Annotated in this window: 10 protein-coding genes and 3 tRNA genes; 2 read left to right on the top strand and 11 right to left on the bottom strand. The window is 42.5% G+C overall.

Annotation, left to right across the window (positions count from 1 at the left end; genetic code table 11):
- The first annotated feature begins 49 nt into the window (after positions 1-49).
- Positions 50-694 (top strand): redox-sensing transcriptional repressor Rex, encoded by a 645-nt coding sequence (locus tag AC3E8G_RS03490; protein WP_238656354.1) that lies wholly within the window; start codon positions 50-52, stop codon positions 692-694.
- Positions 695-882: 188 nt separating this feature from the next.
- Here the strand turns inward: AC3E8G_RS03490 and radC are convergent, their stop codons facing one another.
- The 4 genes from radC to gyrA all read right to left on the bottom strand — a co-directional run bounded on the left by radC (position 883) and on the right by gyrA (position 5,277).
- Positions 883-1,566 carry a RadC family protein gene (radC, locus tag AC3E8G_RS03485; RefSeq protein ID WP_490677038.1) on the bottom strand — a complete coding sequence of 228 codons (684 nt, stop codon included), beginning with the start codon at positions 1,564-1,566 and terminating at the stop codon, positions 883-885.
- Between the two features lie 60 nt (positions 1,567-1,626).
- Positions 1,627-1,905 carry a porphobilinogen deaminase gene (locus tag AC3E8G_RS03480; protein ID WP_154858190.1) on the bottom strand — a complete coding sequence of 93 codons (279 nt, stop codon included), beginning with the start codon at positions 1,903-1,905 and terminating at the stop codon, positions 1,627-1,629.
- A 154-nt stretch (positions 1,906-2,059) separates the two neighbouring features.
- Positions 2,060-2,806: a class A sortase gene (locus AC3E8G_RS03475; protein WP_342992088.1), complete on the bottom strand. Its 747-nt coding sequence runs from the start codon at positions 2,804-2,806 to the stop codon at positions 2,060-2,062.
- An 8-nt stretch (positions 2,807-2,814) separates the two neighbouring features.
- The gene (gyrA, locus tag AC3E8G_RS03470; protein WP_048715924.1) at positions 2,815-5,277 is read right to left on the bottom strand and encodes a DNA gyrase subunit A; all 2,463 of its coding nucleotides are present in this window, start codon (positions 5,275-5,277) and stop codon (positions 2,815-2,817) included.
- Between the two features lie 195 nt (positions 5,278-5,472).
- Here gyrA and AC3E8G_RS03465 point away from each other — a divergent pair, with 195 nt between their 5' ends.
- Positions 5,473-6,459: an L-lactate dehydrogenase gene (locus AC3E8G_RS03465; RefSeq protein WP_195324000.1), complete on the top strand. Its 987-nt coding sequence runs from the start codon at positions 5,473-5,475 to the stop codon at positions 6,457-6,459.
- A gap of 159 nt (positions 6,460-6,618) precedes the next feature.
- Here AC3E8G_RS03465 and AC3E8G_RS03460 read toward each other — a convergent pair.
- The 7 genes from AC3E8G_RS03460 to parC form a co-directional block, all read right to left on the bottom strand.
- Positions 6,619-6,690 (bottom strand) — tRNA-Arg (locus tag AC3E8G_RS03460).
- 76 nt (positions 6,691-6,766) lie between these two features.
- Complete coding sequence (gene rpsA, locus AC3E8G_RS03455; protein ID WP_314368699.1) at positions 6,767-7,966, bottom strand: 30S ribosomal protein S1; 1,200 nt, start codon at positions 7,964-7,966, stop codon at positions 6,767-6,769.
- 167 nt (positions 7,967-8,133) lie between these two features.
- Positions 8,134-8,205 (bottom strand) — tRNA-Gln (locus tag AC3E8G_RS03450).
- A 9-nt stretch (positions 8,206-8,214) separates the two neighbouring features.
- Positions 8,215-8,295: transfer RNA gene (locus AC3E8G_RS03445), tRNA-Tyr, on the bottom strand.
- A gap of 52 nt (positions 8,296-8,347) precedes the next feature.
- On the bottom strand, positions 8,348-8,578 hold the full coding sequence (locus tag AC3E8G_RS03440) for a DUF2969 domain-containing protein (RefSeq protein ID WP_490677037.1): 231 nt from the start codon (positions 8,576-8,578) through the stop codon (positions 8,348-8,350).
- Between the two features lie 139 nt (positions 8,579-8,717).
- Positions 8,718-9,743 (bottom strand): branched-chain amino acid aminotransferase, encoded by a 1,026-nt coding sequence (locus tag AC3E8G_RS03435; RefSeq protein WP_195324002.1) that lies wholly within the window; start codon positions 9,741-9,743, stop codon positions 8,718-8,720.
- 173 nt (positions 9,744-9,916) lie between these two features.
- Positions 9,917-12,370, bottom strand: coding sequence for a DNA topoisomerase IV subunit A (gene parC, locus AC3E8G_RS03430; protein WP_490677036.1), 2,454 nt, complete (start codon positions 12,368-12,370; stop codon positions 9,917-9,919).
- Positions 12,371-12,419: the final 49 nt, after the last annotated feature.

The raw sequence follows: 12,419 nt of genomic DNA, 5'->3' as shown, positions 1-12,419 counted from the left end.
GCTTTATTCACAAACTTTTTATAAAATAGATTTGAAAGGTTGTGATATTGTGAAACAAGATAAGACTAATCCAATTCCTCGTGCTACTGCTAAACGACTCTCCTTGTATTACCGCATTTTTAAACGCTTTAATGCAGAGAAAATTGAGCGAGCAAATTCAAAACAGATCGCTGAAGCCATCGGGATTGATTCCGCAACTGTTCGTCGAGACTTCTCCTACTTTGGAGAGCTTGGACGACGTGGTTTTGGTTATGATGTCAAAAAGTTAATGAACTTCTTTGCTGATCTCTTGAATGATAACTCCATCACCAATGTTGCTATTGTCGGGATTGGAAATATGGGGAGTGCCCTTCTTCACTATCGCTTCCATGAGCGAAACAAAATGAAAATTGTCATGGCATTCGATACGGATGATCATAAGTTAGTCGGCACTAAAAGTAAAGATGGTATTCCGATTTACGGCATCTCCACACTAAAAGAAAAACTTGAGGGACAAGAGATTCAAACAGCCATTTTAACCGTTCCAAGTGTAAAATCTCAAGAAGTTGCAGATTTACTGGTTGAAGCTGGTATCAAGGGAATCCTTAGCTTTTCTCCCGTACACTTAACAGTTCCAAAAGATGTGGTAGTCCAATATGTCGACCTAACCAGTGAACTACAAACCCTTCTCTACTTTATGCGTAAGAATACATGATAAGCAAAGAGGCTGGGACAAAAGTCCTAGCCTCTCAATTGTCTTTGGATTGTTGAGCAAGACGCAGTGGTTGAGTGGGCTCTACCACGCTGATTTTATCAGCTTTTACAGCCCTACTCAACTGTGCGGAGGTGGGACGACAAAATCGAATTCTAACGAATTACCGATTTCTGTCCCACTCTCTTTTTCTATACCAATAAATCTGTTTCTTCCCGGTAGCTATAATAATCATCAGTTGAGACAATCAGATGGTCCAGGAAAACAATTCCTAGACAATTGCAGGCTTCAATCATTTGTTGGGTGACACCATCATCATTCTTGCTAGGATGAATGATCCCGGACGGGTGGTTGTGAACCAAGATTAAGGATGTCGCCATATGCTTGATGGCATAGTGCAAGATTTCTCTTGGTTCTGCAATGCTACGATTGACTGTTCCAATAAAAATCACTTGCTGATGGATAATTTGATTTTGAGTATTCAGATATAAGGCCAGTAAATGTTCCTGTTTCTCATGGCCTATTTTTTGCTGCATCATTTTTGCCAACTTTTGACTACTCATGATTTGTTCTGTTTCAATCACTTCAGAAGTCTGTATTCGTTTCCCTAGTTCAATAGCAGCTATCAGCTCTATGGCCTTTACTTTCCCAATTCCTGGAATTTCCTGTAACTCCTGAAAACTCATACTAGCTAGTTCTTTTAAACTCTTTAGTGATCCCAACAGGTCTTGAGCGATCTCGTAGACTGGTTTATTTTTGTTCCCCGTCCGTAATAAGATGGACAGCAATTCTTGATGACTGAGCTTATCAGGTCCTTCTGTTAGCAAACGTTCTCTAGGTAAGAGACCAGTTTCTTGAAATACAATATGATACATAAAAAACCTCCTCAATTAATAATTCGCAATTGAGGAGGAAAAAGGACGATTCTGTATAAATTAAATTGGACAAACTACTTCTCTTAAGTTTTCAAGAATTCGAGTTTCTTCATTTGAGAAGTTAATTCTATAGCATTCTTGCACTTGTTCCAAAGAAGCAAGAAATTGACGAATTTCGTATCGAACTAAGTGTTCTTGATCATCAGGAATGTTTTCAATGGTTTCGAAGACCTGTTCAACTTCGTAGATCCCCTTGGTAATGAGCGCTGTTTTAGGGAAATCATTGACCAGTAAGCCATAGAAGTTTCTTAACAAAGTATAGATATCTTCTGTGCGCATTCAGTTCCTCCAAGCTTCTTTCTATCACTCTTCTATTATAAAATAGAAAGCATGCAAAAATATGTCAGTCAGGTAACATTTTATGACTATCCTCTTACAAGTTGGCAGAAAATTAACAGAAAAAAAAGAGGTCAAGGACCTCTTTTTAAGTTGATTATAATTGCATTTGATTATAAGATTTTGTGAAAGCTTCCAGTATATCTTTTGGTGCTTTTGAGTAATCTACTGAAGTTTCCAAAGTCCCTTTTACAATCGTACGATAAGTTGCTGCAGCATCCTCACAGGTCACCAAGGTGATTTCATTAACCCCTTCACGATCTGCAATGACATCGACCCGATCTGGTGTAACTGTCTCAACAGAATTGATGACATAAGTATACACCTTTTCCTTATCAGTGATATAGATTTTCATTCCAGCTTTGGCATGTTCTAATGGAGAAAAGAGCATTTCATTTGCCCCTGTCAAACCAAAGACATGGTGACTAGCCAAGGAGTAATTCCTTTCCCCCATAACCTGGTCCTCTTTCATGGTACCAGCCCCATAATAGAGTCCCACATTATCTAAGCCTTTAAAAATCGGAAGGTTCATCTTCAACTCAGGGATTGCTATCCCCCCAATAACAGGCAACTTCTGCGCCTGCCACTGGGCATTGATAACAGATTCTGTAGAAAGCGATTTGACTTCTTTAAAATCAAAGCTAGTCTTGGCATCTTTATTCTTATCGATGGTCTTTTTCGATACCTTGCTGACCTGGTACTGATTGGTATGCCACACCATGATCATGTTCCGAATCGGAGCATTAAAGATCAAGGCAATAGACAAAAGGATCAGTAAGGTAGCAAAGATATTAATCAAGCGATTGCGTAAGCTTGTTTTCTTCTTTTTTCTTCTTGAAGCCATTATTTATCCTACCCTTCACTTTCAGTCTCAGTCTCTGACTCATCTTTTTCGTCAGCTTGAACCGTTGTAAAGGTTACGATTTGGGCATCTTGATCCAGACGCATCACTTTCACACCCATGGTCGAACGTCCAGTTTGAGAAATATTAGCGACGCTAGTACGAATCATGACACCTGTATTGGTGATAATCATCAAATCCTCATCTCCTTTGACAGTCATGAGACCGGCCAGAGGACCATTCTTATCAGCCACATTAGCAGTTTTAATCCCTTTACCACCACGTCCTTTTGTTGGATACTCATCAGCACGCGTGCGTTTACCGTATCCCTTTTCAGTGATGATCAATACTTCATCTTGATCTGTAATCACGCTTGCACCGACCACTTGGTCGCCTGGGCGAAGGTTGACACCTCGAACCCCAGTTGCCGAGCGCCCCATATTCCGTACGACAGACTCTTTGAAGCGGACAGAATAACCAAATTTAGTCCCGATGATCACGTCCGTATTTCCGTCAGTGAGGAAGACGTTGATCAGCTCATCCTCATCTTTAAGGTTAAGAGCTTTCAAGCCATTTTGACGAATATTGGCAAACTCAGCTACACTGGTCCGTTTCACTAAACCTGAACGGGTTGTAAAGAAGAGATAGGCGTCTTCACTACGATCCTGAGCGACGTTAATAATGGTCTGAATGGATTCTCCGTCATCTAACTTAAGCAAGTTGACAATCGGAAGCCCCTTAGCTGTACGGCCGTATTCAGGGATTTCATAACCTTTCAGACGATAGACCCGTCCCTTATTGGTAAAGAAGAGCAAACGATCATGGGTGCTGGTAGAAACCAATTCACGGACAAAGTCATCATCTTTGACCCCTGTACCTTGAACACCACGTCCCCCACGTTTTTGAGCAGTAAATTCATCTTGATCCAATCGCTTAATGTAACCCTTGTTAGAGAGAGTAATCAAGACATTGCTTTCTTCGATCAAGTCTTCGTCTTCTAGTGATAGAACTTCTCCTACCATCAATTCTGTCCGACGTGGATCTCCAAACTTCCGTTTGACCTCGTCCAATTCTTCCTTGATAATCGCAACTACACGCTCTGGCTTGGCTAAAATATCAGCAAGATCAGCAATCAAGGCAACGAGATCATCGTATTCGCTTTGAATCTTGTCACGTTCCAAACCAGTCAAACGACGAAGACGCATATCCAAGATAGCTTGGCTTTGACGCTCAGAAAGCTTGAACTTACTCATCAATTCTGCTTGTGCTTCTGCATCTGTCTGGCTATTACGGATGATTTTAATCACTTCATCGATGTGATCAAGAGCGATTAAGAGACCTTCCAAGATATGGGCACGTGCTTCTGCCTTCTCTTTATCAAAGATGGTCCGACGAGTTACCACTTCTTTTTGGTGCTCAATATAAGATCCTAAAATCTCACGAAGAGAGAGAATCTTAGGGACACCATTTTGGATAGCCAACATGTTGAAACCAAAGTTGGTTTGCATTTGGGTCATCTTGAAGAGGTTGTTTAAGATAACATTGGCTGACGCATCGCGACGGACTTCAATGACGAAACGAACCCCTTCCCGGTTAGACTCATCCCGAACTGCTGTAATCCCATCGATTCGTTTTTCTTGAACCAAACGAACGATATGCTCATGCACTTTGGTTTTGTTGACCATATAAGGAAATTCTGTCACGACAATGCGTTCACGGCCTGTCTTGGTCTCTTCAATTTCCGTCCGAGACCGCAAGACAATCGAGCCTTTTCCTGTTTCATAGGCCTTATGAATACCCGATTTGCCCATGACCAAGGCTCCGGTAGGGAAATCTGGTCCAGGAAGCACCTCCATTAGTTCACGTGTGGTCACATCAGGATTGTCCATCATTAGTTTGACAGCATCAATAGACTCACCAAGGTTGTGTGGAGGAATATTTGTCGCCATCCCTACCGCAATCCCTGTCGCTCCATTGACTAACAAGTTAGGGAAGCGAGCTGGAAGAACGTTTGGTTCGCGTTCACTGGCGTCATAGTTATCTGTGAAATCAACTGTATTCTTGTTGATATCCCGAAGCATTTCAAGAGCAATCTTGCTCATACGAGCTTCTGTATACCGCTGGGCCGCGGCTCCATCACCATCCATTGAACCAAAGTTCCCATGCCCATCTACAAGCATGTAACGATAGCTCCACCATTGAGCCATCCGAACCATAGCCTCATAAATAGAGGAGTCACCGTGTGGATGGTATTTACCCATAACATCCCCAGTAATACGGGCAGATTTCTTATGTGGTTTATCTGGTGTAACCCCAAGTTCATTCATACCATAAAGGATCCGACGATGAACTGGCTTTAAACCATCTCGCACGTCAGGAAGAGCCCGAGACACGATAACACTCATAGCGTAATCGATGAAACTGGTCTTCATTTCCGATGTTAAGTTAACATCAACTAAGTTATTATCCTGCATTAAAACAATGCCTCTCTTTAATTAATTCACCATACTATTATAACACATTTAGGACTTTTTTTCTCCTTCGGAACACAAGAGTAAAAACGTTTACATCGTTAAAATTAGGCGTAAAACCGTGACAAAGAATAGTAAAAGTGGTAGAATAAAACCGAATGGGGAAAGCCCAAAAAAAATGAAGGAGACGTTTAGAAAATGACTTTAACTAAACAACATAAAAAAGTTATCCTTGTTGGTGATGGTGCGGTAGGTTCATCTTACGCTTTTGCACTTGTTACTCAAGGAATCGCACAAGAACTTGGTATCATCGAAATCCCTCAATTATTTGAAAAAGCGGTTGGTGATGCAGAAGACCTTAGCCATGCCCTTGCCTTCACTTCACCTAAGAAGATTTATGCTGCTAAGTACGAAGACTGTGCGGATGCGGACTTAGTTGTTATTACAGCAGGCGCTCCTCAAAAACCAGGCGAAACTCGTCTTGACCTCGTTGGTAAAAACCTTGCCATCAACAAATCTATCGTTGAGCAAGTCGTTGCTTCAGGTTTCGACGGTATCTTCCTTGTTGCTGCTAACCCAGTTGACGTTTTGACTTACTCAACTTGGAAATTCTCAGGTTTCCCTAAAGAACGTGTTATCGGTTCAGGTACTTCACTTGACTCAGCTCGTTTCCGTCAAGCACTTGCTGAAAAAATCGGCGTTGATGCTCGTTCGGTTCACGCCTACATCATGGGTGAACACGGAGACTCAGAGTTCGCTGTTTGGTCACATGCTAACGTTGCCGGTGTGAAATTGGAACAATGGTTGCAAGCAAACCGTGACTTGAACGAAGCTGACCTTGTAGATCTCTTCATCTCTGTACGTGATGCTGCTTACTCAATCATCAACAAGAAAGGTGCTACTTACTACGGTATCGCCGTTGCCCTTGCTCGTATCACTCGTGCTATCCTTGATGATGAAAATGCTGTACTTCCACTTTCAGTCTTCCAAGAAGGACAATACGGAGTTGAGAACGTCTTTATCGGTCAACCAGCGATCGTTGGTGCACACGGTATCGTTCGTCCAGTAAACATCCCATTGAATGACGCTGAAACACAAAAAATGCAAGCATCTGCGAAAGAATTGCAAGCAATTATCGATGAAGCATGGAAGAACCCAGAATTCCAAGCAGCTTCTAAAAACTAAACAAAACGTTAAACACCATGTCTTAGGACATGGTGTTTTCTTGATCCCATTATTATGAAATCCTAGAGAGCCCTGAGAGCCCAATCCTGCTCTTAAAAACTCACTGCTATCTTCTATCCAAAAATAAAAAAAGAGAGCCTCAAGGCTCTCCTATCGTCATCCACCCTGAGAGAATCGAACTCCCATCTCAAGAACCGGAATCTTACGTGATATCCATTACACTAAGGGTGGCAACTATGATAGTATATCAAAAAATCGATCATTTTACAAGTAAAAAAAGCTTGCCTAAGCAAGCTTTTTATGTTGATTACAATTCAATATCACCAAACAAGTCAGCCATTGAGAATCCAGTTTGAGTTTCTGGAAGTTCAAAGTCACGTTTTTCTTGTTTTGGACGACGTGGACGTTGTTGACGTTTTTCTTGTTTTTCGCCTTCTTCTTGAGCTGGACGTTCTTCAAGAGCTTTGATAGAAAGTGATACACGTTCATCAGCAGCATTTACTTCAAGAACTTTAACAGTTATTTCTTGTCCAACTTTAAGAACATCTTTTGGATTTTCAACACGTTTGTGTGAAATTTGTGAGATGTGTACAAGTCCATCGATACCTGGCAATACTTCAACGAATGCACCGAAGTCAGTCAAACGTTTAACAGTACCTTCGATGACATCACCAGCAGCCAATTTTTGTTCTACGCCATCCCACGGTCCAGGTGTTGTAGCTTTCAATGAAAGTGATACGCGACCTTCTTCTTCGTTCAAGTCAAGGACTTTCACTTCGATTTCTTCACCAACAGTTACAACTGATTTAGGTGAAACGTTGCGTTCGTGTGACAATTCAGTCAAGTGAACCAATCCATCAACACCACCAAGGTCGATGAAAGCACCGAAGCTAGTGATACGAGCAACTTTACCAGTTACAACGTCACCAACGTTCAATTTACCGAATACTTCAGCGCGAGCTGCAGCTGATGCAGCTTCAACAACTTCACGACGAGAAAGGATGAAGCGGTTTTCTTTTGCGTCAACTTCTTTGATTTTAGCATCAAATTCTTGACCTACGAAACGTTCAGTGTTACGTACAAAACGAGTATCAAGCATTGAAGCTGGAATAAATCCACGAAGTCCTTCAAATTCTACTGAAAGTCCGCCCTTAACAGCGCGAGTTCCTTTAACAGTAACAACTTCTTCTTCACGTCCGACCAATTTGTCCCATGCTTTGCGAGCTTCCAAACGTTTTTTAGATACAAGGTAAGTTACTGTATCAGTATCTTTACCAACTACTTGACGAAGAACAAGCAATTCAAGTGTTTCACCTGGTTTAACCAAGTCATTGATGTCAGCATCACGATCGTTTGTCAATTCGCGAAGAGTCAAGACACCTTCGACACCAGTTCCAGAGATTGCAACGTTAGCTTGTGTAGCGTCAACTGTCAAAACTTCAGCAGTAACAACATCACCTGGCTCAACTTGGCTAACACTGTTTAGCAAATCTTCAAATTCATTCATCTAAAAAATCCTCCAACAATCAAGTTTTCTAAACTTGACATACTTATAATTATTTTTCCTAAGCAAGCACTCGCAACGAAATCAAAATGATCTACAACGACTTCTTCATATAAAGAAATAAAATACCTGAGTAGATATTTTACCACCTTATCTGATATTACCTAGAACTGGGGTAGCTGGATTCGAACCAACGCATGAGGGAGTCAAAGTCCCTTGCCTTACCGCTTGGCTATACCCCAAAAGTGAAATGGAGAGAGAGGGATTCGAACCCCCGAACCCGAAGGAGCGGATTTACAGTCCGCCGCGTTTAGCCTCTTCGCTATCTCTCCAAGCAAATCAACAGACACAATTATACCATTGATTTCATGAAAATGCAACCCCTTATTTGTTCAAATTATAATTTTCGATGGCACTTTCCACTGCTTTTTCTAGTGATTTATAAAGACTTTCTACGGCTCCATTTTTTACAAGAGCGAACTGAGATCCCATATCAGCAATCTCAGCAATAGCCTTCTTCCCAATCACTAATTGGTAGCCATCAAAGGTATCTTTTCCTACAACTACCTTGCTATCAGAAATTTGAATTTCGATTTTTTTATCTTTTTTACTCATTCTTCTACCTCATTTCAACCCCTTTATTTTACAAAATTTTTCACATGCTTGCAAGCCGAAAATGTTTCATGATTAAATTATTTTATTAGTAGCTCTTCCAAAGAAAAAAGAGGGAGTTCTTCTCCCTCTGATCATTCCTTTAATCGTTAACTTTGAAGATCCATCCTTCTGGTGCTTCAATATCACCAAACTGGATGCCAGTTAATTCATCATAAAGCTTGCGGGTAACCGGTCCTACTTCCGTTTCTGAATAGAAGACATGGAAGTTATCTCCGTGCTGAACTCCCCCGATTGGTGAAATAACTGCAGCTGTTCCACATGCCCCTGCTTCGACAAAGCGATCTAGGTTATCAATTGGAACATCCCCTTCGATTGGTGTCAAACCAAGACGGTGCTCTGCAAGATAGAGCAAGGAATACTTGGTAATGGATGGCAGAATAGATGGGCTAAGTGGTGTCACAAACTCATTATCAGCTGTGATCCCAAAGAAGTTAGCAGATCCGACTTCTTCAATCTTGGTGTGGGTTGCAGGATCTAAGTAAATCACGTCTGAGAAGTTCCGAGACTTAGCTAATTTACCAGGTAAGAGGCTAGCGGCATAATTTCCACCGACTTTCGCCGCACCTGTCCCATGAGGAGCTGCCCGGTCATAGTCGTCTTGGATCAAGAAGTTGGTTGGAACCAAGCCACCCTTGAAATAGTTTCCGACTGGCATAGCAAAGATCGTAAAGATGTATTCCTCTGCTGGCTTCACCCCAATGATATCTCCGACTCCAATCAACAATGGACGAAGATAGAGGGTTCCACCTGTTCCATATGGTGGGACATATTCTTCATTGGCACGAACTACTGCCTTACAAGCTTCCACAAACATATCCGTTGGAACTTGTGGCATCAAAAGACGATCTGCAGTCCGTTGAAGGCGTTTGGCGTTTTCGTCTGGACGGAACAATTGAATGCTGCCATCTTTTGTCCGGTAGGCTTTCAGACCCTCAAAAGCTTGCTGTCCGTAGTGCAAACTCGGAGAAGATTCCGAAATATGAAGAGTGGCATCTTCGGATAGTTCTCCTTTTTCCCAGGCCCCATTACGATAATAGGCGATGTAGCGGTAAGGTAATTTCATATAAGAAAATCCAAGATTTTCCCAATCAAGTGATACTGTCATGTCTGTTTTCCTTCTTCCATTCAAGACTTGCTAAATAGCAAGAGCCACCACAAAGGATGACTTTATTCATGTACTCTATTTTACACCATTTCATGAGAATTTCAAGTGAAGTTTGCAATTTTCAGAAAATTTATCGAGCAAAAAAATTAGCCATAAACTGGCTAATTTTGTATTTATTTAATTCTAGCAGTAAAGACTTCTTGATCAGAAATTTGATCGTTGACAAAAGAACCGTTGCTAGTTCGTTCTGACAAGCTGAGTTGGGTAACATCCACTTCTGTCACCTGACCTGTTGTGGAAGTGATCTGAAGAATTTGATCTTGTTCTTGCACTTCTTCCTGGCTAGTAAAGAGGTCAAAATCGCCCTGGTCGGTGAAGACTGGACCTGCCTTGAAGACGCGGTGTGGTTTAGACTTCAGTTCACGTAAGACTTGCAATCCACGTTTGGCACGGCTGGTCACAGGAATATCATCCTGGAACATCCGTTTGAGACTGCCTCGTTGAGTCAGAATGTACATGCTTGGAGTCGTTGACTTAAAGACGGCTACCACTTGATCCCCGTCTTTGAGGTTAATGGCTTTAACACCTGCTGCTTTGGCACCAACTACTGGCACCTCTTCAATATTGAACCGCAACCCGTAACCATTTTTAGTAATGATCATAATGTCTTCGAGGACAACTGGTGCAACCGCTACGATACGGTCCTCTTGGTCCTTCAATTTAGCGTACTTAGTTGATTTAGAACGATAAGTCCGCCATGGGCTTAATTCCTTGCGTTCAAAGCGCTTGATTTGTCCTTGTTGAGTTGCCGCAAAGTAGGTTACTCCCTCAAACTGATCCACAATCTCCGCAAAGAGGATTTCTTCTTCCTGCTCGAAATTGGTCAAGGTCTGACTGAGGTGCTCGCCAATGTCCTTCCACTTGGTATCTGCCAATTCATGAACAGGTCGATATATGGCATTTCCCAAGTTGGTAAAGAGTAAAAGATGCTGGGTGGTCTTAGCAGGCTCTACGAAAATCAACTCATCGTCGTCCCGCTTACCGACTTCCTCCACTGTCGACGCATTGAAGGAACGAGGAGAGGTCCGTTTGATGTAACCCGCACGGGTCACGCTGACGAAGGTTTCCTCTTCAACAATGAGACTAGCTGTATCAATCTCAATCGTTTTAGCAGTGTCTTGCAACTCACTACGACGAGGATTACCAAAGAGCTTCTTGACTTCACGCAACTCTTTCTTCATGAGATTGAACATGGTTCGTTCATCCCCAATAATGGCCGCCAAGGTCGCGATTTGCTCCTTGAGACTGGCATGCTCTTCTTCCAAAGTCACGATATCCGTATTGGTCAAGCGGTACAATTGCAAGGTGACAATAGCTTCTGCTTGTTCTTCCGTGAAATCGTAGCTGACCTTGAGGTTTTCCTTAGCATCTGCCTTATTATCAGAAGCGCGGATCAAGGCAATGACCTCATCGAGAATGGAAATGACGCGGATCAAGCCCTCTACAATGTGGAGGCGACGTTCTGCCTTTTCCTTATCAAAGCGCGAGCGAGCGACAATGATATCCCGACGGTGAGCAATGTAGCTAGAGAGGATCGGTACGATCCCCACTTGACGAGGGGTATAGTTGTCAATTGCCACCATATTGAAGTTGTAGTTAACCTGCAAATCTGTGTACTTAAATAAGTAGTTTAAGATCAAGTCTGCATTGGCATCTTTTTTCAACTCAATGGCAATGCGAAGACCATCTCGGTCAGACTCATCCCGAACTTCGGCAATACCGGCCACCTTGTTGTTGACACGGACATCGTCGATCTTCTTCACCAAGACTGCTTTATTGATCTCATAAGGGATCTCGGTAACCACGATTTGCTGCTTACCACCTTTGAGCTGCTCAATCTCAGTTTTAGAGCGGACAACCACCCGCCCTTTACCGGTTTCATAGGCTTTCTTGATCTCATCCCGTCCTTGGATAATGGCACCCGTTGGGAAATCAGGTCCAGGTAAAAACTCCATGAGTTTGTCTACCTTGGCAGATGGATGGTCGATCATGTAGACCACAGCATCGATGACTTCAGCGAGATTATGTGGCGGAATATCAGTCGCGTAACCAGCTGAAATCCCTGTAGCTCCATTAACCAAAAGGTTTGGAAAAGCTGCTGGCAAAACAGTTGGCTCTTTTTCTGTATCGTCAAAGTTCCAGGCAAATGGCACTGTGTTCTTTTCGATATCTTGCAAAAGATAGCCAGCAATTTCAGACAAACGAGCTTCCGTATAACGCATGGCCGCTGGCGGATCACCGTCCATGGAACCATTGTTTCCGTGCATTTCAACAAGGATCTCGCGGTTCTTCCAGTCTTGAGACATGCGGACCATGGCATCATAGATAGAAGAATCCCCGTGAGGGTGGAAATTCCCCATGATATTCCCGACAGACTTGGCAGACTTGCGGTAGCCCTTGTCATGGGTATTGCCGTCCTTATTCATAGAATAAAGAATCCGCCGTTGAACAGGTTTCAAGCCATCCCGAATATCAGGAAGAGCCCGTTCTTGAATAATGTATTTGGAGTAGCGACCAAAGCGCTCTCCCATGATGTCCTCCAAGGACATATTTTGGATATTACTCATATAGGATACAAAGCCCGTAAAATACAAAGTGAAAATAGGAAATTCTTGC

Source organism: Streptococcus sp. SCPM-O-B-15294 (M123) (assembly GCF_058200455.1).
Note: the sequence above shows the minus strand (reverse complement) of the source record. Positions and strands in the feature narration are given on the sequence as shown.